This window comes from Sphingomonas sp. SL1004 (assembly GCF_057815015.1).
The window spans coordinates 243,002-268,192 of record NZ_JBYMUX010000001.1 but is presented as its reverse complement, the minus strand read 5'-3'; the positions used below and the strand labels follow the sequence as shown (position 1 = coordinate 268,192).

Here is a 25,191-nt window from a genome sequence, read left to right as displayed (position 1 = left end):
TCAGGCCGCCGCGGCGATCGTCGTGTGCCCGGGTGTCGGACGGAAGGTTCCGCTACGCAGCGATGCTTCGATGTCCTCCAGGCTGGCGCCCGCGGTTTCGGGCACGAACAGGAACACGAACACGAACGACGCCAGGTTGACGCCGGCATAGACCCACATCGTCAAGCCGAGCCCGATCGCATGGACCAGCGACAGCGCGGTCCCGGTCACGATCAGGTTGCTGCCCCACAGCATCGCCGCATGCAGGGCGGTCGCGGGCCCGCGCATCGCCAGCGGAAACATTTCCGCGCCGAGCAGCCAGCCGCACACCTGGATGCCGCCCGAATTGAACAGCATGAACGCGAGCAGGAACGCGATCGTCAGCCATCCCTGCCAGCCGCCATGCGCGCCTATCGCGAACATGATGCCTAGCCCGATCAGGCTGACCACCGAACCGGGGATCATCACCAGCATCAATCGGCGACGTCCGATCCGGTCGACGAACAGACATCCGAGCAGCGTCATCACCGCATAGACGATCGCCACGCCGAGGCTGGCGAGCAGCGCGGATTCCTTGCCGAACCCGACGCCCGACAGGAACGTCGGTGCGTAGTAGATCATCATCTCCAACCCGCCGCACTGGGTGAAGAACGCAACGCCGAGCGCAGCGATCAGCGCAGGCCGTGCCCAGGCCTGGCGGATGCCACGCCAGCCCGCTTCGGCGGGATCGCCTTCGCGGGCGGCCTCGCGGATCTGCGATACCTCGTGGCGGATTTCCCGGCGCGTGGTGCGGACGTGGCGCAACACGTCGATCGCCGCCTCCATGCCCATGTTCTCCGCGGTCCAGCGCGGGCTGCGCGGCATGAACGCCATCGCGACGAAGATGATCGCAGCTGGGATCGCCGCCACCGCGACCATCGTCCGCCAGCTCCAGACGTCGTGCATCCCGAAGCCGACGACGCTGGCCAGGAGGATGCCGACGCCGATCGCCACATTGAACATCGTCACGAGATTGCCGCGGCGATGCTGCGGTGCGAGTTCCGAAATGTACATCGGCACGACCTGAGTCGATCCACCGACCGCGATCCCCAACAACACGCGGGCCGCGATCAGCGCGCCGACGCTCGGCGCCATTGCGCACGCGACCGCACCGACCGTGAACAATGCGCTGACCGCCATCACCGAAAGCTTCCGTCCAATCCGTTCGGACAGCCAGCTTGTCGCCAGCGCGCCGATGACCGCGCCGGCCAGAATCGCCGCAGTGACGATCTCCTGCATCTGGTGGTTCAACCCGAATTCGTCGGTGATCGACAGCAACGCGCCGGAGATGATCCCCGTGTCATAGCCGTACAGCGCGCCGCAGACCGCTGCGACGAACGCCGCCGTGCGCAGCACGCGGTCGCCATTGGCGTGCGGCTCCGGAATGCGCGGTTCGTTGCGCGCGCTGAGACTGCGTCGGGTAAACGACGTCGCGAGGCTGGTATCTGTCAAAACGTGAGGATCTCCGTGGTTGTCGAATGAGGTTTCAGCGCGGGCGCAGCGCAAAGCGACGACGCCACGACGGCAGGCGAACCTGCTCGCGCGCCCAGGTCAGCAGCCCCGCACCGATGATGACGGCGATGCCGGCAAAGGTCGGTGCGTCGACGTGCTGGTGAAAGACGAGATAACTGAGCCCGACTGCCCAGATCATCTGGCTATATTGCGGCGGCGCGATCCGGCTGACCTCGACGCGTTGCGCGGCCAGCATCAGCAGCGCCTGCCCCAGGATCGCCAGCAACCCATAGCTGACGAGCAGCAGCATCTCGTGCCCGTCGGGCCAGCGAAACGCCTGTAGCCACAACAGGATCACGCCGTTGATCACCAACGGCCCGACCAGCCCTGCGCCCAGCATCGAGATGCGCTTCTCGCCCGCCCCACCCGCACGGAACAGGACGATGACAATTGCACTCGACAGGGCACAGGTCAGCGCCGCGGCATGCCCGAGATGAAAGGCGCGCAGCCCAGGCCGCAACACCATCAGCACACCGACGAAGCCGATCCCCACTGCAGCCCAGCGGAATCGCCCGATCTGCTCGTGCAGGAACAGCATCGACAACAGGGTCACCAGCAACGGCATGAGAAAGATGAGAGCGAACGCCTCGGGCATGGGTAGCCGCGTGAACGCGACCACGCTCGAAATGCCGCTGATCGACGATCCGATCGCGCGCGCCAGCCACAGCGACCGCCGCGTGGCGCTGAATACGTCGCGCATCCGATCGCTCGGCGTGCGGACGAACGGCAACGCCACCAACCCGAGCAGCGCACCGGTAAAGGTCAGCTGGAAAGGACTGAGCGCTCCGTCGAGCAGCCGTACCGACGCGTCGCTGAACGCGAATGCCGCGTAAGCCAGGAACGCCAGCGGGACGCCGCCGATCGCCATCAGGCGCGCGCCATGGCCGCGGGAGAAAGTGTCGGTGCTCAAAGGGGAACTCTCAGGGTTTGCGTGGGCAGGCACGCGGCCCTCAGGACCACATCACGGCACGGCGACACCGGTTCTGCATCGCGTTCGCGGGACCTGTACGGCCCGAGAATCACGTGCCGGCTATCGACTCCGGAAATAGGCGCTGATCACGCCATTTTCAACAGAAAACGTTTTCAGTAGAAGCTTATGGTTGCGAACCGCGACGTGCCGACCCGTGAAGGCCGGCCCGCCAGATACCGCAGAAACTTACGCGCGCGCCTAGCGTCCGGCGAACGTCACCAGGCTCTCCGCGCCGCCGGCGGACAGCGCCGATACCCCGACGAAATGATCGTCGACCGGCACTTGGGTCAGTACCGTCTCGGTACCGGTCACGTCGCGGCTCTGCGTCCAGTCGGCGGTATCGTTACGGCGCCACCGCACCCGGTATCGCACCGCGCCTGGAACGCTGGCCCATTTGACCGTCGTGTCGCGTGACAGCGCGCCGGCCATCGTCACCGTCGTCGGTGCAGCCGGTGCGGCAGCCAGCCGATCGATCGTGGCGACGTTGATCGCGGTCACCTTGGCTAGATAGCCGAAGTCCATCCGGTCGATCGTGTCGCCGTAGACGACTCCCTTTTCGGTACGCAGGTCCTGATGCTGCGCGTCCCAGTTTTCGTTCGCCACCGAGAAACGCACCGCGGGATAGCCGAGCTTCAGGAAGGGCTCGTGATCGCCGCCCCGGCCGAAGCGATCGGGTCGCCGGTCGATCATGACGTCCAGACCCTGCCGACGCTGGCCCGCGATACCGTCGATCGCCTTGGCCAACGCGCGGCTTGGGCCGTCGTCCTCACCGCCATTGCCGCGCCGGGCCTGTTGCTGGGCCATGTCCTCCGACGCGCGAATGCCTTCGGAGAACACGCGGACCCAGCCTGCCTCGCGCGCGCCGCCCTGCCCGATCGTGTTGCCGACGATGTCGTTGTTGAGCATCGCCGATACGGTCCAGCCGCGCGCCTTGGCGGTGTCGGCGAGCAAGGTCGCGCCCCACAGTCCCTGCTCCTCGCCCGAGAACACAGCGTAGACGATCGTCGCGTCGAACCGGCGCTGCGACAGCAGGCGCGCCGCTTCCAGCACCAGCGCAACGCCCGAGGCATTATCGTTGGCGCCGGGCGCATCGCTGGTCGTGTTCATGACGTCGGTGACGCGACTGTCGATGTGCGCGCCGACGATGACGACGCGGTTGGGGTCGCGCCCGGGCTGGATCCCCAGCACGTCCTGCACGATCACGCCGCCGGGTGCACGCGGACCGGTGAAGCTGCGCTCGATCCGCTCGACCCGCACGCATCCGCCGCAGGTCTGCGCGATCTGTTCGAAGCGCGTCTGCGCCCAGTTGCGCGCCGCGCCGATGCCCCGTTTGGCATCCGTCGTCGTGGAGGCGGTATGGCGAGTGCCGAAGCCGACCATGGTCGCGACGTCCGCCTTCAACCGGACCGTCGAGGGCGATGAGGTGGCGGCGGCAGCCGCGGCGAGCGCAATGAGGACAGGCATGATGCCTTGTGCCGCAGCCTGCCCCCCTGCTCAAGCGCTCATAGCGGGTCGGCGCAGCGATCGCGCACCGGCCCCGCCAGCGCCTAGGGCACGCCTACAGCGCCAGATCGGGGCTGCGATCGACCTTGACGCGCGTTGCCGCGGGCCGCGGCTGGGTCGCGATATGGACCGCCGGGGACGGCACGCTCAGTTGCAGCGTGTCCGCCGTGCTCGCCCAATGCTCGGCCAGCAGTTCGGGATGGTCGTTGAGCGCGAGGCCATAGCTCGGCACGATCTGCCGGATCTTCGCCTGCCATGCGGGCGTCGCCAGATTCTTGGCGAACACCGTCTTCAGCATGTCGAGCATGATCGACGGCGCTGTCGAAGCGCCCGGCGACGCGCCCAGCAGCGCCGCGATCGAACCGTCCTTCGACGCGACGATCTCGGTACCCAGCTTCAGGACGCCGCCCTTTTCCGGATCGCGCTTGATGATCTGGACGCGCTGGCCCGCCTGCCACAACCGCCAGTCGGCATCCTTGGCGCCGGGGAAATACTCGCGCAGTGCCGCCATCCGGTCCGCGTCGGACATGATCAACTGCCCCGCCAGATATTCGACCAGCGCGAAATCGTCCCAGCCGACCGCCAGCATCGGCCGGAAATTGTCGATCGTCACCGACGCGGGCAGGTCGAAATACGACCCCTCCTTCAGGAACTTGGTCGAGAAGGTCGCGAACGGCCCGAACAGCAGCGCCTGCTTGCCGTCGAGATAGCGCGTGTCGAGATGCGGAACGGACATCGGCGGCGATCCGACCGCGGCCTTGCCGTACACCTTGGCCAGATGCCGCGTCGCGACGCCGGGCGTATCGCTGACCAGGAATGACCCGCCGACCGGGAAGCCGGCGTAATTGTCCGCCTCCGGAATGCCCGACTTCTGCAGGATCGGCAGCGCACCGCCGCCGGCGCCCGCAAACACGAAACGCGCCGTAACGATCTGCTTTTCATCGGTCTTCATGTCGCGGTACGTCACGCGCCAGGTTCCATCCGGATTGCGCTCCAGATCCCGCACTTCCTTGCCGGTGCTGAGCGCAAAACCGGGCTGCTTCTGCAACACCGCGACATATTGCCGCGTCACTTCGCCCCAATTGCAGTCGGTCCCGAGCGGCGAGCGGGTCGCGGCAAGTGTCATGCTCGGATCCCGACCCGCCATCATCAGCGGAACCCATTCGGTGATCTGCTTGGGATCGTTCGAGAACTCCATCCCCGAGAACAGCGGGCTCGCGCCGAGCGCTTCGTACCGCTTGCGCAGGAAGGCGACGTTCGCATCCCCCCAGACCAGGTTCATGTGCGGGGTCGAATTGATGAATGATCGCGGATCGTGCAGCGTCCCGGCCTTTACCTGGTGGCTCAGGAACTGGCGTGTGACCTGGAACTGCTCGTTGATCTCGATCGCCTTCTTGATCTCGACCAGTCCGTCGGCGGCGTTGACCGGCGTATAGTTCAGTTCGCAAAGCGCCGAGTGCCCGGTGCCTGCGTTGTTCCAGCCGTTCGAGCTCTCCTCGGCGACCTTGTCGAGCCGTTCGACCATCTCGATCGTCCAGCTCGGCTCGAGCTGGCGCAGCAGCACGGCGAGCGTCGCGCTCATGATCCCGCCGCCGATGACCAGCACGTCGACCTTCCGCTCCGGCGCGGCCCCCTGTGCCTGCACGACCGGAAGCACCGATGCCGAACCGGCGACGATCGCCGATCCGAGCAGACCGCGACGCGTTACGCCCTCGGTCTTGGCCCCGACCTTGCTGGCGGTTGGGGCAGTGCCATTCTCGATACGCGATTGAACCATGAACTCGTCCTTCCGACTGCGGCGCACACGTCAGCAGCCATGATCGGCGCTCGCGGCATGATGTTGTGGCGTCGACGCATCGGCAGGGACGGTTGAGCCGGATGACATGTGGCGCCATCCGCCCTGCGGGCCATGCAGGAAACAGATTCGGCGTTATCACACTGATATTTTGGGTTATTTATCAGAATATACTGATTCGCGATGCTCTGGATGGGCAGGTTTTGGGACATGCCGTGATCCGAATGTGCCGAAAGTTGCATATCGCGACCTGCATGCTACTCCGGGCGGATGAGGCGGATCTGGCCAGTACGGCATTGGCAGTGGCCGATCGGAACGCTCCTTCTGGCGCTGGCAGCGATGGTGCTCGCGGGCCATCTGGCCGAGCGGCGCGCGGTGGAAGGTCTGCGAACGCAGGCGCAGATCGACGCACGGCTGCGCGCCGCCCTGCTCGACAGCGAGATCGCTCGGTTTCGGCTCCTGCCGCTGACCCTGGCCGACGACCGCGACGTGATTGCGGCGGTCGGCGGGAACAACTCGGCGCAACGCGCGCTCGACCGCAAGCTGGAGGCCCTGGCCGGTGCGGTCGGTGCGCCGGCGATCTATGTCGTCGGTGCGAACGGTATCGCGATCGCCGCAAGCAACTGGCGCTCCCCGCGAAGTTTCGTCGGCAGCGACTATACGTTCCGCCCGTATTTCGACCGGGCACGCAAGCAGCTTCAGGCGAGCCAATACGCCTTGGGAACGGTCAGCCATCGCCCGGGCCTCTACCTCGCGCGCCTCACCGCCAACCGCGGCGCGATCGTCATCAAGCTGGAGTTCGATCGGATCGAGCGGGAATGGGCGCGGGCCGGTGACATCTCGCTGGTGCGCGATCCGCTCGGCGTTGTGCTGGTGACGAGCCGACCCGATTGGCGCTTTGCCGCCAGCCGGCCGCTGTCGCCAGCGGATGCGCGACGGTTCCGCGCGGAAACGCGCGCGCCTGCCGCTGCATTATCGGCTTTGCCGCTGACCGTATCGACCGCGCCCGACCGGGTCGTCGGAGGTGAATCGACGTTCGTCGCGCAGACGATCGCCACCGCACAGCCCGGATGGCGACTTACCGTATTCGTCTCGCTCGATGCGGCGATCGCCTCGGCACGGCGGATCGGCGCGCTGGCCGCGCTGGCGACGATCGCCTTGTCGGCGCTGGCGTGGACGTTGCGTCAGCGCGTGACGCTAGCGCGGCGGCATACCGCCGAACTGGAGATGGCGGTTGCAGACCGCACCGCGGACCTGCGCCGCGAGATGGACGAGCGTGCCGACAGCGAGGCGCGCGCCGCCGACCTGCGGGAGGGGCTGCGCCAGGCCAATCGCCTGGCATCGCTCGGCCAGATCACCGCGAGCGTCGCGCACGAGACCGCACAGCCGGTGACTGCGATCCGCAGCTACGCCGTGTCGAGCGCCCTGCTGCTGGAGCGTGGTGCGCTCGACGACGTTCGCACCAACCTGGCGACGATCGGTCGGCTTGCGGATCGGATCGCTGCGGTGACGGCACAGCTGCGCGGGTTTTCCCGCCGCCAGTCGGGCGCGCTACGGCCGGTGGCGATCGCCGATGTGGTGGCCGGGGCGTTGCTCATCACGAAGGATCAGCTCCGCGGCATCGCCTTCACCGCGCCGACGCTCGATCCCGGCCTGAGGGTGATCGGCGGCAAGGTGCGGCTGGAACAGGTGCTGGTCATCCTGCTGCAGAACGCGGCGGAGGCCGTCGCCGATCGGCCATCGCCTTGGATTCACCTCGCTCACGACATGACGGAGGACAAGACGGTGCGCCTCACGGTCCAGGATTCAGGCACCGGTATCGCACCGGATGTCGCCGCCCGACTGTTTACCCCCTTCGCGACCACCCGCCCGCAAGGCCTCGGCCTCGGGCTGGTAATCGCACGCGACATCATGACGGAACTGGGCGGCTGGCTGCGGCTGTTGCCGTCGGAGGCGCCGGGGGAAGCGGGGGCGATTTTCGAGATCGGGATGCGCCGCGCATGATCGCTTCGCCCGCTCTTCCCAGTACGGCCCAGCCCTGCATCGCCCTGATCGACGACGACGAGGATCTGCGGACCGCGACCGCGCAATTGTTGATGGTCCACGGTTTCGATGTCCGCGTGTTCGCCAATGCAGAGACGGCGCTGGCCGACATCGACGGCAATTACCCCGGAATCGTCATTACCGACGTTCGCATGCCCGGCATGACCGGCATCGAACTCTTCGATATCCTTCACGATCGCGATCCGGAACTTCCCGTCATTCTGATCACCGCGCACGGCGAAATCGAAATGGCCGTCAACGCGATCAAGGCCGGCGCCTGGGATTTTCTGACGAAACCATTCGCACCGGAGGCGCTGATCGCCGCCACCACGCGCGCCGTCAGGGCGCGGGTCCTGACATTGGACAACCGCCGCCTGCGGGCAGTGGCCAATGCGGAGGCCGGCGAGGCGCTGCTGGGCGATGCGCCGGCGATCGTCCGGTTGCGCGGCATGATCCCGATGCTGGCAGACGCTGCGCTCGATCTCGTGATCGAAGGGCAGCTTGGGACTGGCAGGGAGCATTTCGCACGACTGGTTCACCGCGCTGGCCGCCGTTCCCGCCATCGTTTGCTGAAGATCGATTGCGCCACCGTCACCGCTCCACTGCTCGAGCGTGAGCTGTTCGCCCGTAACGGCGTCATCGCGCGCGCGGATCGCGGCACCGTCTTTCTCGATAACCTCGCGCGGGCAAGCCTCGATCTTCAGGACCAACTCGGGCGTTTTGCGGAAACGCGCGCCGTCGCCCTCGACAGCATCGATCCGGATCCCGTCAACGTCAGGATCATCGCATCGCTGGACGAAGACGGTGCGGAACGGATTTCGCCTGCCTTGTACCATCGTCTCGCGAGCGTACCGTTGCGCATGCCACCGCTCGCCGAGCGCGCCGCGGACATTCCCTTACTGCTGGCGCATTTCCTGGCGGTCGCCGCCAAACAGCACAACGTAACGGTCCCACCAATGGCCGATCATGCTCACCGACTGGCGACCCGCCCCTGGCCGGGCAACGTGCTCGAACTGGCTAAGATGGCCGAGCGGATATGCCTGGGGCTGGCGGAGAGCGAGACGATCGCCGAGACCGCGATCGCGTCCCTGCCCAGCCGTATGGATGCATTCGAACGGGCGGCGATCGTCGACGCCGTAACGTCGGCTGACGACGGGATCGCCGGTGCTATCGAGATGCTGCAGATCCCCCGGAAAACCTTCTATTACCGTGTAAAGCGATTGAATATCGACCTGCGCGCCCTTCGCCTACGCAGATAGAAGTCCCACGCCGATTGTCGCGCATACCTCCTAGCAAGCGTCATCGAGCGGATTTGGGCCTCACTAGCGCCGGTGTCCCCCGAGCCTCGCTATCACGGCGGCTAGCAGTTGCCGTCCACGTTGTCCGTAAATGCCGGGGTCCGTAAACACCGTGGGCATCGTCCCGGCCTGGCGTATCTTGCATGCGGCTAGGTCACGCTCCGCGTAGCCAATCCCGCAGCAAAGAGGTGACTTCACCCGGCCGTTCCATCGGCGACAGATGCCCACAGGACCGCAACAGGTGAAAGCGTGCACCGTCGATCCTGTCGCTAAGCGCACGGGCGTCGTCAGGCGTGCAGATGAGATCGCGGTCACCGACGCCGACCAGCGTCGGCACGTGAATGGCGGCGATCGCGTCGCTGATATCGGGACGCGCCAGAAGCGCGCGTTGCTGGCGCTCGAAGACGATCTGCCCGACCCGCTCGGCCATCGCCTGCGCCGGACCGGCGACGATCGACGTCAGGCGCGGATCGGCGTGCGGGGCGGTGGCGAGCAAGCCCTGTCCTACGACAGTGCGCGGGCGCACCTCCATCGACGCCCGCGTACCGAACAGGGCTATCTGGGTGATCCGTTCGGGGGCCTGCCGTACCATTTCCATCGCGACGTATCCGCCAAGGCTGACCCCTGCGACCGCAAACCGCGCGGGAGCGCTGGCGAGCACGCGTGCCGCCATCGCAGACAATGTGTCGTCCTGGGAAAGGTCGCCGAACTCGACCTGCGCGATCCCGGCAAGGTCGACGATCTGGCGCGCCCAGAGCTGCCCGTCGCAGCCCATCGCGGGGAGCAGCATCAACGGTGTACGCGGTCGGACCATGCGAAATCTCCGGTAGCGGCGGGTTGCGGGGATGCTCACCTCAGGCGACGAACGGGAAGGCGAGCGCGATCATGCCGACGATCGTCATCACCACACAGACCGCGATCGCGGGCACGAGCGTGAAGCGCTGGTGATCGGCGAGGTCGATCCCGACCAGGCTGACCAGCAGATAGGTCGACGGCACCAGCGGGCTGAGCAGGTGGACCGGCTGGCCCATCAGCGACGCGCGGGCGATCGCCTCGGGCGCGACGCCGTAATGCGCGCCGGCCTCGGCGAGGATCGGCAGCATCCCGAAATAGAACGCGTCGTTCGAGATGAAGAAGGTGAACGGCATGCTCAGCACCGCGGTGATCGGCGCCATGTACGGCCCGAGCGCGGGCGGGATCACGCCGACCACCGCCTTGCTCATCGCCTCGACCATGCCGGTGCCGCCGAGGATCCCGGTGAAGATGCCCGCCGCGAAGATCAGCGAAACGACCGCGAGCACGTTGCCGGCATGCGCGGAGATCCGCTCCTTCTGGTCGGCGACGCCAGGATAGTTGACGATCATCGCGATCGCGAACGCCAGCATCATCAGCACCGACAGCGGGAGAATGCCCCACACCAGCAACGTGAGCAGCGTGATGACGAGGGCGGCGTTGAACCAGATCAGTTCGGGGTGGCGTGCCTCGGGATATTGCGAGACCGCCATGCCGGTGAACTCGGTGTCCGCGGTGATGCCCGCTTCGCCCATCCGGACGCGCTCCTTGCGGCCAAAGTACACGGCGAGCCCGATCAGGAAGGCGAGACCGGCGATCATGCCGGGGATCAGCGGCAGGAACAGCGTCGCGGGATCGAGCTTCAGCGCACTCGCCGCGCGGGCGGTCGGCCCGCCCCACGGCGTCAGGTTCATGATCCCGCTCGTCGTCATCAACAGGCAGACGAGGTACAGGCGATTCATGTCGAAGCGCTTGTAGAGCGGCAGCAGCGCGGCGATCGTGATGATGTAGGTGGTCGACCCGTCGCCATCGAGGCTGACAAGCGCGCACAGCACGACCGTCCCGATCAGGATCCGCATCGGATCGCCGTGGACCATCCGGATCAGCCGTCCGACCAGCGGATCGAACAGGCCCGTATCGGTCATCGTCGAGAAGAACAGGATCGCGAACAGCAGCATGACGCCGGTCGGCGCGAGGTTCTTGATGCCGTCGATCATCATCGGGCCAAGACCCGCGGCCTCACCCGCGAACACGCCGAAGATCGACGGGATCACGATGAGCGCGACCAACGGCGTCATCTTCTTGGTCATGATCAACGTCATGAACGTGGCGACCATCAGGAAGCCGAGCAGGGCAAGGTTCATCGCATCGTCCTAGGAAAGGGCGTGAATAGGGTTGGCGTAGGGTCGAATACGCGCGCTGAAAATCGATCGGTCCGGGTCAACGGACGCGCTATTTCTCCGTCATGCCGGGCTCGTTCCGGCATCCACGGTGCCGCACAATCGAGAACGTTTGATGTGCGGAACGGTGGACCCCGGAACCAGTCCGGGGTGACGGAGCGATGTTGGGGCTGTCAGCATCAGAACGTGACACCCACACGCGCGCTCACCGTCTGCCCGCTGTCGTTGCCGACATAGTCGCCGGCGCGATTGTCGGTGTTCCACTGGATCGCGTTCACCTGGAAGCGGGTGAAGGAGTTCAAATACCAGTTGACGCCTACCGTCGCCGCCCAGCCATCGCCGCCGGTCAGCAGATTGTCGAAATCGAGGCTTTCGTAGCGCGCGGTGAGTTCGATCGCGCCGACCCCGCCGTCGAAGGTCGGCTTCAACACCTTGGGCTGGCCGAAGCTGCCGAGGCGCGGGTTGTACGGCGGCAGGTCGCCGGTCAGGAACAACCCGCCCGAGACGCTCCACGCCTTGCTGACGAAATCGGGACGACCGCCGTCGAGCCGCGCGTTGCGGCGGCCCGCTTCGCCCATCACCCACAACGGCCCGCGATAGCCGCCAAGCTCGACGCCGTAGCCGGTCGTGCCGGTGCCGCCGATCAGCGGCCCGGTCGACACGCGCAGCGCGCCGTTGAAGCGACCGCCGATCACCGTGTTGCGCGTCAGCGTGCCCGCGACCGAAGACAGCGATTCGTCGAAGCCCCAAGCGCCGACGTGCAGCACGCCGGTATCGGACTTGATCGGGTTCCAGTGCGCGCGGCCGAGCACCGTGCGGCTGTCACCGACGGTCTGCGTCCCGTCGATCCGGTCGCCAGTGATCGTCACCGATGCGTGGCCGGTCTTCCAGAAGATGCGCGGCATCACGCCGATGCCGTAGAAGCCACGCTGCGGGATGATCGCGGTCGAGACGGTGCTGCGTTCGAGGAACGGCGTCGAATCGGAGCCCGTGGAGCCCTCGAAGCTGCGGTCGTTGAACAGGTGGCCGGCGCGGACGTCGTAGTCGAGGCCGGGCTTGATCTTGTTGCGCCAGCCGACGAACGCGGTGACGACGTCGACCTCGTTCTCCGAAAAGTCGCTCTCGAACTGGTAGAAGAAATGCGTGCCGACGCCGCCCTCGAGTCCGAGGCGGAGCGCGCGCATGCCCGTCGTGGTGATATTGCGGCCGTCGTATTTCGGTCGAACTCGAACTTGCCGTCGGTGGATCAGTCGTCGAACTCGGTGGCGTCTCGTCGTCGTCGAGCTGGTCTTCTTCATCGGTCGTAGCGCCCGACGGATTGTCGCGTGCGGCGACCGCCTGCGCGACGCTGCGATCGGCCGGACCGGGCGGGGCGAGCTGCGGCGCGAACGGCACGGTGCGACGCGGTTCGCTGTTCTGCGCGACGGCCTGCGGTGCGATTTGGACGGGCGGTACGGGCGCAGACGCCTGCGCGACGGCGGCGTTGTTCTCCAGCCGGTCGAGCCGCGACTTCAGCGCGGCGATCTCGGCGGCCTGCGCACGGACCAGCGCGGCAAGGTCGGCGTCGCTCGGAGCCTGGGCCAGCGCCGGCGTCGCGGCGATCAGCGCGAGTGCGGCGCACCCGGTACGGAAGAGCTTGATCTCGTTGGGCTCCGTGGCGAGAATCGCGGTCCAGTCGCGCAGGAAACGCTGGCGCTTGACGCGGTCGAGGTTGACGAGAAGTTGCGGGCCCACGCGGATCGGCCGCGCCCTGGGCGGCGGGAAGACGGCGGGCGGAAACGTCGGTGCGCACCGGCCACAGGCCGCGCCTGGCGAGCAGCGACTGGCCCTCGCGCGACAGCAGGAAATCGAGGAACAGCTTTGCCGCCGCCGGGTGCGCGGCCTCGCGCGCGATGAACGCGATCCGCGAGGTGACGATCGTATAGTCCTGGAGGAACGCGACGCCGATGCGAGGGTCGGTCCGCGCGCGTTCCAGCGCGTACGAGCCGATGACGTTGTACGCGATCGCCTGCCGCCCCTCGGCGACCCCGCGCAACATCGGCTCACTGGTCCGCGACAGCACGGGCGGTCGCAGCGATTGCCTCGGACAACGACCGCGTATCACGCGTGATCGCGAGGTCCTCTCGATACAGATAGATAGCCGACGTTGGAGCGTGCCGGATCGAACGTCGTGACGCGCCCGTTGAGAGCGCGGACGTCTTCCGCAGCCATGTCTCCAGCGCGGCGTGCGTGCGCGGCACCTGTCCGGGCGGCATGCAGGCGTTGTTATAGACGATCCCATCGGCTCCGCGGTGACGCCGAAGCCCATGTTCTTCCACACCGACACGGGCGGCAGCGCGGGCTTCTCGGGGCTCGCATAGCCTTGCGCGAAGCCGTCGTTGATCAGCTTGACCTGAAGGTCCATCGCCGACGACCAGACGAGATCGGCGGACATCTTTTTCGCGCGCGTCTCGGTGACGAAGCGGCGGTACATCTCGGTCGAGCCGATGTCCGCGTACAGCACGGTGATGCCGGGATAGCGCTTCCGGAACGCGGCGACGACCGGCAGCAACTCGGCGCGATCGGCATTACCGTAGATCCGCACCTGCCGCTCGGCGCGCGCGTCCGAAATCAGTTGGTCGTAGGAGCGCGGATAATTGGCAGGACGCTGCGCCACGACAGCCGTCGCCGCGAAACTCGTAGCCAGCAATGCGATCTTCAGAAAAATTCGGGCCATCATCACTCTCCTCGCCTTCCGTCTCTGTGTTCGGATAGACTGCATCCGTGGAGTACGAACCGAACCTGTCGCCCAACCTTTCATGGGGTTTCATGCGAATCCTGGTGATCGAGGACGACGCCGCGCTCGCGCGCAGCATCGCCGCGTTGCTGCGTGCGGGTGGCAACGCGGTCGATCACGTCGCGACCGGCGAGGACGCGCTGTCGGTGGTGGCGGGCGAGCCCTATGCGCTGGTGATCCTCGACGTCGGGCTTCCCGGCATCGACGGTTTCACCGTGCTGGAGACGCTCCGACGGCGTGGCGAACATGCTCCCGTGCTGATGCTCACTGCACGCGATGCACTCGACGACCGCGTACGCGGGCTCGATCTCGGCGCCGACGATTACCTGCGCAAACCGTTCGAACCCGAGGAGTTGCAGGCGCGCGTCCGCGCACTCGGTCGACGGCGCGGCGGCGATCCGCTGCCGGTGCTCAGCGTCGGCACGCTGACGATCAACCGCTCTACCGGCGACGCCGACATCGCCGGTCGCGCGCTGGACCTGCGCCGTCGCGAACGTGCGGTACTGGAAGCGCTGGCGACCAGAGCAGGCCGGGTCGTGCCCCGCGAACTCCTGATCGGCGAGGTGTTCGGCTTCGACGAACCAGTCGGTGGCAATGCCATCGAGGTCCACGTCACCCGCCTTCGCGGCAAGCTCGCCCCCGACGGCCCCGGCATCCGCACGGTCCGCGGCGTCGGCTACATGCTCGATGCCATCGATACCCGCGCGCCGGCGCTGCGCACTCGCCTGCTCGCCGCGGTGCTCGGCCCGTTGCTGGCGGCGGCGATCCTGATCGGGGTGGTCGGGACGACGCTGATCGCCGACGTCGTACGCCGAACCAACGACCGCGTCCTGGGTGGTGCGCTCGGCGCGATCGCCGAAACCGTCCAAGTGGAACGCGGCGAGGTAACGCTTGATCTGCCCTCAGCCGCGTTCGGGATGCTCGGAGAGCACCGAGCGCGACAACGTCTATTACCGCGTTGCGGTAGGCCCGGACCTGCTCACCGGCTATGCCGACCTGCCCGCTCCCGATCCCGCAACGCTCGACATCGACGTGCCGCGCTACCGTTTCGCGCGCTACCGCGACCAGCCGATCCGGATCGCCGAAGTCCGCCGCGCGCTGCCCCGGATCGACCGTCCGGTGATCGTCCAGATCGCCGAGACGCTCGACAATCGCGGCGCGCTGACCCGCCGCCTGATGCTGGCGCTGCTCATCGGCGAATGCATCCTGGTCGGCGTCACCGCGCTGTTGCTCCGCCCCGCACTCGGCTGGTCGTTGCGCCCGCTCGCCCACCTTCGCGGCGCGATCGAGGCCCGCGACAAACAGGCCCGCCCCGATTTCTCCGCGCTCGATACCGGGCCGTTACCAGAGCGAACTGCGCCCCTTCGCCCAGGCGTTCGACCGGCTCCTCGCACAGCTCGACAGCGCGACCAGCGGCGTGCGACGCTTCACCGCCGACGCCTCGCACCAGATGCGGACGCCACTGTCCGTGCTGAAGGTCCAGGTCGCGCTGGCGCGGCGCGGTTCGGGGCACGAGCGGGTCGACGCGCTCGACGAGATCGGCGATGCCGTAAGCCGGCTGGAACGGCTGGTGACGCAATTGCTGGCGCTGGCCCGCGCCGAGGAAGCCGGCGTGTCCGCGCCCCTTGAGGCGGTCAACCTGCGCGAGGTGGCCGCGGCGGTCATCACCCGCCAGTTCAGCCAAGCGATCGAGGCGGGCATCGACCTGACGCTGGACACCGACGAACGCGTGGTGCCGATCGTGCCCGGCCACCGCACGTTGATCTTCGAGATCCTTGCCAATCTGATCGACAATGCGATCCGCTACAATCGGCCTGGCGGCAGCGTGACGGTCACGATCGAGACAGCCGCCACCGGAACCGCAGTCACGGTCGCCGACGATGGCGAGGGCATCGCCCCGGCGCACCGTGCGACGGCGTTCGACCGCTTCGTCCGCCTTGGCGACGGCAATGGCCCGGAAGGCAGCGGCCTGGGCCTCGCGATCGTCCGCTCCGCCGCCACGCGCCTCAATGCCACGGTCGCATCGGCGACGCTCTGGTCGGTACGACCGTAATTCTGCACTTCCCCAAAATCAGCACCGAGCGGCGATCATGGTGGATTTCACCGGAGAGCCATTTCGTTCAAAGTTTCGAAAGCCTTATTGTCGCCGCATCCGGCGCAGGCTGCTGCAGCGGACCCTGCCAAACTCGCCCCCCTCATTGTCCAGTCAACGTCATCGACCACGTCGCGATCATGGCCGCGCCCCGAAGAACGCTGTCCCGGTTCCGAACATATCCGGCGAGAAACCGAACACTGCGACCTCTAAGTTTCAAGAGCCGAACCGCTGAGCATGATAACCGCACGCGTCATGGCCTCGCCGCCGCTTGACGGCGTCAGCAGTTTTGCCTCCCGTGGCGCCGCTGTGCCGCGGGTAGATGCAACGCCGGCACCTACGCCGCCACGGTTTTCCACCGTTTCGACCGGGCTTTCGTCAAAAGAGGTGGTTGCGGTTGCTTCCGAACGCATCGCGGGAACGCCGCTACCGGGCTAACCCGACCGCCGGCCGGCTCCAGCGTCGCGAGCACCACGTCGTTGCTCCGCATCGGCAGGCGCAGGACATAGCGTCCGTCCCGCCCGATCGTCACGACCCGCTCGGTTTCTCGGGCGGCTCGCTGTCAACGCCTGGTTCCCGCGATCTGCGCGGTCGTCAGCGACGCGGGCTAGTCGATTTCGAGATATAGCGCGACTGCGCATCGTTCGCGCGGTAGCCGGTACGGCGCACGAGGACGCCGTACCGACCGGCGCCACGTCGACAGCCGCACCTCAGCATCGGGCGCGGTCGTCGCAGGAAGCCGCCGGGTGAAGAACGGACGGTTGCTCAACGTCTGCACGGGCCGTCGCCAGTTCCACAACAGCACGCTGGTCCGCCCCACATCGGTCGCCGCCAGCGCCTGCACGTCGCTGACGGCGATCTCGCGTCCCTTCAGTGCATGCAGGTATTTGTACGCGAACCACGCCGGCTTGCGGACGCCCTCGCGGTTCATAAACCCGAACCCACCATGGAACGGCGTCGGCGGCGGTCCGGCTTCCTCGAACAGGTCGCTGTACGTCGAATAGCTCATCCCCTGCGCCAGCCCGCGCGTACCGCGAGCTCAGCCAGGATGTACGGCGCGCTCACGTAGGAATCATGCACCGGATCGCGCGGATTGTAGCTCGCGCTCCATTCGGTGAAATACAGCGGCAGGCCGGCGAACTTCGACGCCTCGATCTGCGCGCGGACCCGCCGCACGTCGCCGACGATCGAGTCCGGGTTGGTCGACAGGCGATCGTCGTCCTGCCCCTTCTCGTCGAGAAATCCGCCATCGACGCCGTAGGTATGCGTGGTCACGAAATCGATCGGCACTTTACGCGCGGCGGCAAAATCGAGCAAATCGGGAATCCAGGCGGCGCCGGCGGTCGCCGGGCCGCCGACCTTCAGCGCCGGATCGATCGCCTTGATCGTCCGCGCGCTGGACTCGTACAGCTGCAGATACGCCGCCTTGTCCGCCTTTTCCCAGAAGCCATCGAGATTGGGCTCGTTCCACACTTCGAAGAACCAGGTGCGAACCTCGGCCGCGCCGTAGCGCTGGCGCAGATGCCGGACATAGGCATCGATCAGCGCTGCCCAGCCATCGGGGCGCGGATGCGAAGTGTTGCCCTTCCAGTAGAAGATCGTCTGCGACGACGTCTTCAACGCGTCCGGGGTGAACCCGAGTTCGACGAACGGCCGGATCTTGCGCGCCAGCAAGGCGTCGTAGAGCCGGTCGATCTTGGTCCAGTCGTACACGGTTTTGCCATCGCGAACCTTCACAGTGCCCAGCGCGTCGCTGAAGATGTCGTGGAACCGGACATAGCGAAAGCCCAGTTCGCGCACCGCCGTATCGAGTTGCGCGAGACTGTCGGGACGAATGAGCGTTCCCGAATAATCCGCACCAACCGACAGATCGAACGCGCGATCGATCGGAGTACCGCCGCGCGACAGATCGATATCGATCGCTCGCACGGGTGCGGGCGTGGCGGCTGCAAGAGGTTCCCCCGCAGCCTGCGATGCCAGTGCGGCCGTCCCGAGAAGCACGGCAAGCGCCTGGGCGCCCCATCGAACGAAAGTCATGATGCTAGTGTCCCGGTGCGGCGCAATGCTGCGCGATGAACTGTTCGTGGGTCGGCATGGCGGCCGCGGTCTTGGCGATCACGTCGCGCAGATGCGCCATGAAGTCCGCGGTTTCGCGGATCGGCAGCATCGCGGCGAGCGGATCGATTCCGACGGGACGCACCCGCTGCCCCAGCAGAACCGCGATCCAGCTATCGGGCGTGAACAAATCACCCGCCTCACGGAACAGTCGTCCCTTGCCCGACCACAGATCGAGCTTGGCGATAAGCGAGGCCGGCAGCGCCATCGTCCGGCAATGATCCCAGAACGACGAGTCCGATCGGCTGGTCGCGTGATAATGCAGGATGATGAAATCGCGCACCTGGTCGTATTCGCGGAGCAGCAGGCGGTTGTATTCGGCAATCTCGACGGGATCGAAATCGCGGTTCGGGAACAGGCTCATCAGCCGCGTGATCCCCAACTGGATCAGGTGGATGCTGGTCGATTCCAGCGGCTCCAGAAACCCGCCAGACAGCCCGATCGCGATGCAGTTCCTGTCCCATAGCTGCTCGCGTCGCCCGGCGACGAACCGCAACTGCCGGGGTTCGGCAATCGGTTCGCTGTCGAGCCCGTCCAGCAGATCCTGCAACGCCGTGTCGTCGTCCAGATGGTGGCTCGAATAGACGTGACCGTTGCCGACGCGGTGCTGGAGCGGAATCCGCCACCGCCAGCCAGCCGTGCCCGCGGTCGCCCGCGTATATGGGACAGCCGGACCGGCGCGGCGGCTCGGCACCGCCCAGGCGCGGTCGCAGGGCAACCAATGCTGCCAGCTCGTGAAGGGGACGCCCAGCGTCTCGCCGAGCAGCAGCGACCTGAAGCCGCTGCAATCGACGAACAGATCGCCGTCCACGCGCCGCCCGTCGGCGAGCGTAATCGCCTCGATGAAACCGGTCTCGGCATGTTGCTCGACCGCGACCACCCGGCCTTCGATGCGCACGACGCCGCGGTCGGCGGCATAGTCGCGGAGGAATCGTGCGTAGAGTCCGGCATCGAAATGGAAGGCGTAGGACAGCGTCGACAGGACGGCGGCGGGGTTCGAGGCGGGGCGCGTGAACCGTCCCTCCCGCGCGGCGACCGCCGACAGGCAATAGTTGGGGATCGGGCCGGGATCGGGCGCGCCGCCGACACCACTCGACTGCCGCAGCCAAAGCTGGTGGAACGCGATGCCCTGCACGTCCCGTCCGTGCACGCCGAACGGGTTGATATAGCTGTCGCCGAGCCGTGCCCAGTCGCGGAATGAGATCCCCAGCTTGAACGTCGCCTTGGTCGCGCGAACGAACGCGTCCTCGTCGATCCCGAGCAGGCGGTTGAAGTCGAGCAGCGACGGTATCGTCGCCTCCCCCACCCCGACCGTGCCGATCTCGTCGGATTCGACCAAGGTCACCGACATGTCGGGACCGACCAGACGCGACACCGCGGCGGCGGTCATCCAGCCCGCGGTGCCGCCGCCGACGATCACGACCTTGCGGATCGCTTGTCCCTGCGTGCCGCTCATCGGGCGCCGAAGCCGCGGGTTTTAGCGTACGTGACAAGGTCGCGGTTAGACGGCAGATGCTGGACCGCATAGTGCCCCTGTCGCCTCACTTCGGCGAACATCTGGCTCGCGTCGTCGTGGAAGCGGAGCGCGCCGCTGCGCGCCGATAGGTCGGTCTTCCAGCCCATGCCGTACAGGACATATTGCCAGCTCGACTGGGTGAAGATGTCGACGCGCGGATCGATATCGAGTTCGTTGGGCGGCCGGAAACGCCACCGGTCGAGCAGCTCGTGCAGGCTGTCGGGGATCGACGATGCGGCGACGTTGTCGCGCCAGAACGCCGAATCGCGACGCTCGGAAATGCAGTAATGCAGCTTGATGAAGTCGAGCGCGCGTTCGTAGCGCTTCAGCATGTTGTCATTGAACTGCCGCGCCGACGTCTCGAAATCCCCGCCCCACGGAAACAGGTTGGCGACCATCCCGGCGGCGACTTCGGCAAAGGCGATACCGGTCGCTTCGAGCGGTTCGAAGAAGCCGCTCGACAGGCCGATCGCAACACAGTTCTTGTGCCAGTTGACCTCTCGAAAGCCCCCTTCGAACTTCAGGCGGCGCACGTTCACGTCGGCGCCGCGCGGCCCCATATAGCCGCGCAGGATCGCCTCGGCCGCGTCGTCGTCCATGTGGTCGGACGAATAGACGTGACCGATACCACGTCTTTGGGTGAGGCCGATGTCCCACATCCACCCGGCCGTCTGCGCGGTCGCCATCGTATAGGACGCGATCGGATCGGTCGGCGTCGCATAGGGCAGTTGCGCCGCCAGCGCACGGTTGCAGAACAGCACGTCGCGGCACGACCGAAACGGTACGCCTAGCGCGCGACCGATCAACTCGGCGCGAAAACCCGTACAGTCGATATAGAGGTCGGCGTCGAGCACGCCGTTCCGTTCGGTCCGCACGCCGCCGATCGCGCCATCGGCATCCAGCATCACCTCGGTAATGGTATCCTCGACGTGACGCACGCCGTTGCGCACACCCTGCTCGCTCAGCAGACCGGCCAGCGCGATCGCATCGAAGTGAAACGCATAGTTGAGCGGCGCGACATAATCGGGATGCGATGGCAGCTTGGGCGCCCGGTGCGCGTCCGCCGCCATTTTTTGCGGCGTGGACACGTCGTCCCAATTTTCGGATCCGCCGAGGCCGAGCAGCCAATAGGGCAACAGCTCCAGACCGCTGCTTGCATCCGCTTCCTGGAACGGATGCGCGTAATGATCGAATGCGCCCTCACCGGGCGCGCTGCGCCAATGCGTGAACTTGGCACCCTGCTTGAAGGTCGCGCCGCAACGGCGGACGAGCTCGGCCTCGTCGATGCCGATCGTCGCCAGCGTGCGTCGGATCGTCGGGAAGGTGCCCTCCCCCACGCCAAGCACGCCGATCGCCTGCGATTCGATGAGCGTGATCGATACGCCGCCCGGCATGTCTGCGCCGAGCCGCTTCGCCAGATAGGCGGCGGTCAGCCAACCCGCGGTTCCACCGCCCGCGATCAGAATGCGTTTCGTCATTGGCGTCCTTCCAGTGCGTCCCCGCCGGCACTATGCCAGCGGGGGACGCGCCGTCTCTAGAATGCCAGATAGATACCAGTGTTGATCCGGCGGTCACTCTGGAACCAGCTCCGCCCATAGACCTTGCCGTCGGGATAGCCGCCCATCAACGTACGCTGCGTCGCATTGAGCAGGTTGGTGGCCTGAACCCCGTACGAGAATCGATCGGTGACCTTGAAGCGGACTCCTGCATCCAAAGTACCGTACGAGTCTCCGTACACCGGCAGCGCGATCTGGATCGACTGCGACGCCGCCCCCGCGGGTGCGCCGTAGAAGCCGTAGGTCGGATTGGTGCCGTTGCTGTTCGTCGTCTGCAGATAGCGCGAGCGCCACGAATAGGCGATGCGTGCCGATATCGCCTTGCGTTCGTACAACAGCGTGGCGTTCACATTGTGCTTCGACAAGCCGATCAGCGGCGCATCGCTCTTGGTGACACCGTTGATGTCCCGGTACAGATCGCCTGGGTTCTTGCTTTCGATGAACGTGTAGTTCGCCTCGACCCCGAAGCCGCTCAGCACCCCCGGCAGGAAGTCCAGGAACGCGCGACCACCGACTTCGACGCCCTTGACGGTCGCGGCCTTGGTCGCGTTGACATAATCGGTCGCGGCCGCATTGGCCGTCTCGGTAGTGCCATCGGTATACACGACCGTGATCTGACGCTGCGTGAGCGAGTAGATCGGCAGGTTCGTCAGCCGCTTGTAGAACGGCGCCAGATGGAAGCTGGTGCCGGCCTTGGCGTAATACTCGAACGACAGGTCGAAATTGTTCGACATCGTCGGCTTGAGCAACGGATTGCCCGTGTCGGCGGTGAAGTTGGTGAAGACGTTCGGGAGGTTGTTGGTCGGCGTGCTCGCCGGATTGCTGGTCGTCGCGACACCGATCGATCCGGACGCACGCAATGCCTGGAACGTCGGCAAGTCCATCGTGATGTTGTAGCCCGCACGGATCTTCGTTCTGTCGGACGGTGCGAATTCGAAGTTTATCGACGGCAGGAACCGCGTGAACTCCGCTTCGCCGCCGCGCGCGATGAATTGCTGCCCAAGAGTCAGGGTCTGGCCATTGCGAACGAACGTATTGGCGTTCTGCTGGATGAAGCCGCTGCCTTCATTCTCGATATGCACGACCCGCAGACCGACATTGCCCGAAATGCCACGCCCTTCGGTCGGTCCGAACCGTGCCAGGGCATAGCCAGCCTGTGTCTTCGTGACGTTGTTCACCTGATCACCCGGGAGGATGAAGCCGATCGCACGGATGCCGGATGCGCCGCCATAGCCGGTGACCGGCAACGGACCCGACGCCGAACAATTATATTCAGTCCCGGGAGGACAGAAGCCCGCGGGCGGCGATTGCGTCAACTGCGCACGATCGAGCTGTGACACGAGGTCCTTCGACGCGAACATCAGGCTGCCCGGCAACGGCGTGTCGCCGCGGAAGAAATCCTTGAACGCATGATATTCGACGTCGCCGGGCGCCGCGTTGGCATAGGTCAGCTGCGGATCGCCGTTCCAGCCGCGACCCAGTGCCGACCAGTTATACCCGTTGGAAAGATCGCGCTCGGTACGCTTCGCATAACGACCACCGACCTTGATCGATCGCAGGAAGCTGTCGTCGAAACTATACTCGGCGTCCAGGTTGGCCGCATCCAGGCGCCCCTTGTTCCGCTCGTTGTGCGGCATCGACGCCGACCAGAAATAGTTGGACGGGTCCGCGAACGAGGCCTGCGTCGCGGGCGAAACCGTGATCTTCGGCAGATCGCCCGTCAGGTCCATGCCGAAGCTCTGGCCGAAACCGATTTCGCGGAACACGTCGAGACGATCGTAGACCTGCGAGGAATCGACCCGCTGCAGCGCGCCCTTCACCGACAAATGGCTGCCTTCGGGTGCCCAGTTGAACGCCAGCGAATAATCGCTCGTCCGCGTGTTGCTCCGGACGAACCCCTTGTTGCCCGAACTCGTCACCGGATTGGCGCTCGGCAGGAAGGTTGCCGGATCGCGATTGAACAGCGATGTCGTCGACAACAGCCCGCCCGAGCTGTCGAAGGTGCTCGTGGCCGGATCGACGGCGAGGGTCTGCGAACTGACCTGCGCACCGTAATCACTCGACTCGCTCTTGTAGCGCGACTGGAAAAAGCTGCCGGTGAACGTCAGCGAGTCCGACGGCGCCCACTGCGCCGCGCCGTAAAAGCCCTTGCGCTGATATTGGAACGCCTCGTCGCCATAGGTGAAGCCACCGGGGATGTAATAGTCGTTCGCGCCGATGCGGGTCTTGTAATAGGGTTCGGTGCGGATGAACTGCGACAGCGAGCTGAACTGGCTATAGGCAACGTCGGCGAGGATACCGATCTTGCCGATCGGCGTGTTGAAGGTGTCGGTCACCAGGACTGAACCTGCCGGATCGGCCTTCTGGATCAGATCGCCCATGCTCAGCTCGCCGGTCGCCGCGACATGGAACTTACCGTTGAAATCGAACGGCATCTTCGTCCGCAGATCGATCTGGCCGCCCGTGCCACCTTCGATCAGATCGGCGGTCGATGCCTTATAGACGTCGACCGCGGCCATCAGTTCGGGCGTGACGTCGCTCCACAGGATCGCACGACCGTTGTTCGCGCTGAAGATCTCGCGACCGTTGAGGCGCGATGCGACACCCGTCAGGCCGCGCACCTGTACGCCCGAACCCTGTACGGAGAAGTGATCGGGGTCGCCCAACGCGGCGAAGCGCACGATCGATACGCCCGAAACGCGCTGCAGAACTTCGGTGATCGAGTTGTCGGGCAGTTTACCGGCATCGTCTGCAACCACCGAATCGATGATGGTTTCGCTACGCTTCTTGCGTTCGTCCGCTGCCTCGAGCGCGGCGCGGCGACCGGTAACGACGATGTCGCCAGCGTCCGCGGACGGAGCCTGATCGCTGACCTGTGCGGGAGCGCCCGCCTCGGCATCAGGCGCTGCCGACTGCGAGGCGTCCTTGGATATCGCGAGCGTTTCCGCCTGTATCAGCCCTGCCGCCAGCGCTGGCGAAGCCAGGCCCGACGCACCGAGTGCGAGGCAGGAAACGCCTGTTCGTAAAACCAAGTTCAGCTTCAGCCGACTGACGTCGCCCCGGTCGATCCGTGCCATCCCCAACCCTCTCCCTGTCCGCATAGTTCGCGGATCCCGTTGCTGCGCTTATGTTAGCGCTACCGATTTCGATAGTAAGATTGTTGAAGTCCCGCAATGGGCTTTTTAGAAAATCGTCGAGTCTTGTAATATTAGTCGCCTTCTAGCGGCATAAGCGATTGCTCGCGGTTGCGGTTATACCGTTACCAATTGCAGACCCACGACCTCGTTCGACGAACCGCCGCCGCAGCCAGTTCCCAAGGGTCACCCGAGCCTGATCTGATCGCGATACAACGCCCAGCAACTGCCATTAGGACAACATTCGTGACTTAACTTCGCGTGTGACTTTGCCCTATGCTGGCTAAGGCTCGACTGTTCATAAGAAGGTCCTCGGAACCTCGGCATACCCTTGGCGACTGTCGTATCGAGCAAGCCTGGCTTCGAAAGGCGCCGCACGGGGAGCTTTCCTCGCTTGCCATGAGAACCGCAATTGTCATACCACGATAACAATCGTTTGCAGGCCATATCGGATCATGCAGCGAAAGGGAGCGGGATATGCGGAAGAAGGGGTTATTCCTGACGTCGGGCGGGCGGCCCCGGTAACGAACCGATCTTCGTCCGTACTTACGGCCAGTTCGATGGCAGCGTAGCGGTCAACGTCACGCCGTTCGCGCAGGTTTTTCTCGAGGGGACCAACCTGTTCAACGCGAAGTACATCACCACCGGGCGGTTCGATAATCAGGTGCTGA

14 protein-coding genes and 5 pseudogenes are annotated in these 25,191 nt (G+C 65.7%); 7 read left to right on the top strand and 12 right to left on the bottom strand.

The genetic code is table 11. From position 1 onward, the window contains the following. From AC3D24_RS01275 to mqo, 4 genes are all read right to left on the bottom strand, one after another. Positions 1–1,470, bottom strand: coding sequence for a sugar porter family MFS transporter (locus tag AC3D24_RS01275; RefSeq protein WP_489027470.1), 1,470 nt, complete (start codon positions 1,468–1,470; stop codon positions 1–3). 34 nt (positions 1,471–1,504) lie between these two features. Next, the gene (locus tag AC3D24_RS01270) at positions 1,505–2,440 is read right to left on the bottom strand and encodes a DMT family transporter (RefSeq protein WP_489027468.1); all 936 of its coding nucleotides are present in this window, start codon (positions 2,438–2,440) and stop codon (positions 1,505–1,507) included. 258 nt (positions 2,441–2,698) lie between these two features. Beyond that, positions 2,699–3,964 (bottom strand): M28 family peptidase, encoded by a 1,266-nt coding sequence (locus AC3D24_RS01265; RefSeq protein ID WP_489027466.1) that lies wholly within the window; start codon positions 3,962–3,964, stop codon positions 2,699–2,701. A gap of 94 nt (positions 3,965–4,058) precedes the next feature. After that, positions 4,059–5,780, bottom strand: a complete 1,722-nt coding sequence (gene mqo / locus AC3D24_RS01260; RefSeq protein ID WP_489027464.1) for a malate dehydrogenase (quinone) — start codon at positions 5,778–5,780, stop codon at positions 4,059–4,061. A 288-nt stretch (positions 5,781–6,068) separates the two neighbouring features. On the opposite strand from mqo, the gene AC3D24_RS01255 reads away from it, so the two are divergent. Both AC3D24_RS01255 and AC3D24_RS01250 read left to right on the top strand, forming a co-directional pair. Then, positions 6,069–7,802, top strand: a complete 1,734-nt coding sequence (locus tag AC3D24_RS01255; protein ID WP_489027462.1) for a sensor histidine kinase — start codon at positions 6,069–6,071, stop codon at positions 7,800–7,802. Continuing rightward, positions 7,799–9,100 (top strand): sigma-54-dependent transcriptional regulator, encoded by a 1,302-nt coding sequence (locus AC3D24_RS01250; protein WP_489027460.1) that lies wholly within the window; start codon positions 7,799–7,801, stop codon positions 9,098–9,100. The genes AC3D24_RS01255 and AC3D24_RS01250 overlap by 4 nt, the downstream gene beginning before the upstream one ends. Positions 9,101–9,293: 193 nt before the next feature. Here the strand turns inward: AC3D24_RS01250 and AC3D24_RS01245 are convergent, their stop codons facing one another. The 3 genes and pseudogenes from AC3D24_RS01245 to AC3D24_RS01235 all read right to left on the bottom strand — a co-directional run bounded on the left by AC3D24_RS01245 (position 9,294) and on the right by AC3D24_RS01235 (position 12,972). Then, positions 9,294–9,953 carry an alpha/beta fold hydrolase gene (locus AC3D24_RS01245; RefSeq protein WP_489027458.1) on the bottom strand — a complete coding sequence of 220 codons (660 nt, stop codon included), beginning with the start codon at positions 9,951–9,953 and terminating at the stop codon, positions 9,294–9,296. Positions 9,954–9,993: 40 nt separating this feature from the next. Continuing rightward, complete coding sequence (locus tag AC3D24_RS01240; RefSeq protein WP_489027457.1) at positions 9,994–11,295, bottom strand: CitMHS family transporter; 1,302 nt, start codon at positions 11,293–11,295, stop codon at positions 9,994–9,996. A 215-nt stretch (positions 11,296–11,510) separates the two neighbouring features. Then, a pseudogene (locus AC3D24_RS01235) lies at positions 11,511–12,972 on the bottom strand (OprO/OprP family phosphate-selective porin). A gap of 1,167 nt (positions 12,973–14,139) precedes the next feature. On the opposite strand from AC3D24_RS01235, the pseudogene AC3D24_RS01230 reads away from it, so the two are divergent. From AC3D24_RS01230 to AC3D24_RS01210, 5 genes and pseudogenes are all read left to right on the top strand, one after another. Then, positions 14,140–14,799 (top strand): annotated as a pseudogene (locus AC3D24_RS01230) (response regulator transcription factor); the annotation flags it as partial. Then, positions 14,788–14,979: pseudogene (locus tag AC3D24_RS01225) on the top strand (sensor histidine kinase); the annotation flags it as partial. The pseudogenes AC3D24_RS01230 and AC3D24_RS01225, both read left to right, overlap by 12 nt. Before the next feature lie 19 nt (positions 14,980–14,998). After that, positions 14,999–15,223 (top strand): annotated as a pseudogene (locus AC3D24_RS01220) (sensor histidine kinase N-terminal domain-containing protein); the annotation flags it as partial. A gap of 334 nt (positions 15,224–15,557) precedes the next feature. Continuing rightward, a pseudogene (locus tag AC3D24_RS01215) lies at positions 15,558–15,653 on the top strand (hypothetical protein); the annotation flags it as partial. Between the two features lie 66 nt (positions 15,654–15,719). Continuing rightward, on the top strand, positions 15,720–16,160 hold the full coding sequence (locus tag AC3D24_RS01210; RefSeq protein ID WP_489033007.1) for a sensor histidine kinase: 441 nt from the start codon (positions 15,720–15,722) through the stop codon (positions 16,158–16,160). Between the two features lie 646 nt (positions 16,161–16,806). Here the strand turns inward: AC3D24_RS01210 and AC3D24_RS01205 are convergent. From AC3D24_RS01205 to AC3D24_RS01185, 5 genes are read right to left on the bottom strand one after another with little or no spacing between them, the layout of a single operon-like run. Then, positions 16,807–17,208, bottom strand: coding sequence for a GH39 family glycosyl hydrolase (locus AC3D24_RS01205; protein WP_489027456.1), 402 nt, complete (start codon positions 17,206–17,208; stop codon positions 16,807–16,809). Beyond that, positions 17,205–18,236 (bottom strand): GH39 family glycosyl hydrolase, encoded by a 1,032-nt coding sequence (locus AC3D24_RS01200; RefSeq protein ID WP_489027455.1) that lies wholly within the window; start codon positions 18,234–18,236, stop codon positions 17,205–17,207. The genes AC3D24_RS01205 and AC3D24_RS01200 overlap by 4 nt, the downstream gene beginning before the upstream one ends. A gap of 4 nt (positions 18,237–18,240) precedes the next feature. Beyond that, the gene (locus AC3D24_RS01195; RefSeq protein WP_489027453.1) at positions 18,241–19,770 is read right to left on the bottom strand and encodes a tryptophan halogenase family protein; all 1,530 of its coding nucleotides are present in this window, start codon (positions 19,768–19,770) and stop codon (positions 18,241–18,243) included. Next, positions 19,767–21,308, bottom strand: coding sequence for a tryptophan halogenase family protein (locus AC3D24_RS01190; RefSeq protein ID WP_489027451.1), 1,542 nt, complete (start codon positions 21,306–21,308; stop codon positions 19,767–19,769). Before AC3D24_RS01190 ends, AC3D24_RS01195 begins: the two co-directional genes overlap by 4 nt. Positions 21,309–21,364: 56 nt before the next feature. Beyond that, positions 21,365–24,463 (bottom strand): TonB-dependent receptor, encoded by a 3,099-nt coding sequence (locus AC3D24_RS01185; RefSeq protein WP_489027449.1) that lies wholly within the window; start codon positions 24,461–24,463, stop codon positions 21,365–21,367. Between the last annotated feature and the right edge of the window lie 728 nt (positions 24,464–25,191).

Excerpts from the sequence above, each read along its gene's own strand:
- AC3D24_RS01265 (WP_489027466.1), bottom strand. The coding sequence starts at position 3,964 with ATGCCTGTCCTCATTGCGCTCGCCGCGGCTGCCGCCGCCACCTCATCG.
- mqo (WP_489027464.1), bottom strand. The coding sequence starts at position 5,780 with ATGGTTCAATCGCGTATCGAGAATGGCACTGCCCCAACCGCCAGCAAG.
- AC3D24_RS01255 (WP_489027462.1), top strand. The coding sequence starts at position 6,069 with ATGAGGCGGATCTGGCCAGTACGGCATTGGCAGTGGCCGATCGGAACG.
- AC3D24_RS01250 (WP_489027460.1), top strand. The coding sequence starts at position 7,799 with ATGATCGCTTCGCCCGCTCTTCCCAGTACGGCCCAGCCCTGCATCGCC.
- AC3D24_RS01245 (WP_489027458.1), bottom strand. The coding sequence starts at position 9,953 with ATGGTCCGACCGCGTACACCGTTGATGCTGCTCCCCGCGATGGGCTGC.
- AC3D24_RS01240 (WP_489027457.1), bottom strand. The coding sequence starts at position 11,295 with ATGAACCTTGCCCTGCTCGGCTTCCTGATGGTCGCCACGTTCATGACG.
- AC3D24_RS01205 (WP_489027456.1), bottom strand. The coding sequence starts at position 17,208 with ATGAGCTATTCGACGTACAGCGACCTGTTCGAGGAAGCCGGACCGCCG.
- AC3D24_RS01200 (WP_489027455.1), bottom strand. The coding sequence starts at position 18,236 with ATGACTTTCGTTCGATGGGGCGCCCAGGCGCTTGCCGTGCTTCTCGGG.
- AC3D24_RS01195 (WP_489027453.1), bottom strand. The coding sequence starts at position 19,770 with ATGAGCGGCACGCAGGGACAAGCGATCCGCAAGGTCGTGATCGTCGGC.
- AC3D24_RS01190 (WP_489027451.1), bottom strand. The coding sequence starts at position 21,308 with ATGACGAAACGCATTCTGATCGCGGGCGGTGGAACCGCGGGTTGGCTG.
- AC3D24_RS01185 (WP_489027449.1), bottom strand. The coding sequence starts at position 24,463 with ATGGCACGGATCGACCGGGGCGACGTCAGTCGGCTGAAGCTGAACTTG.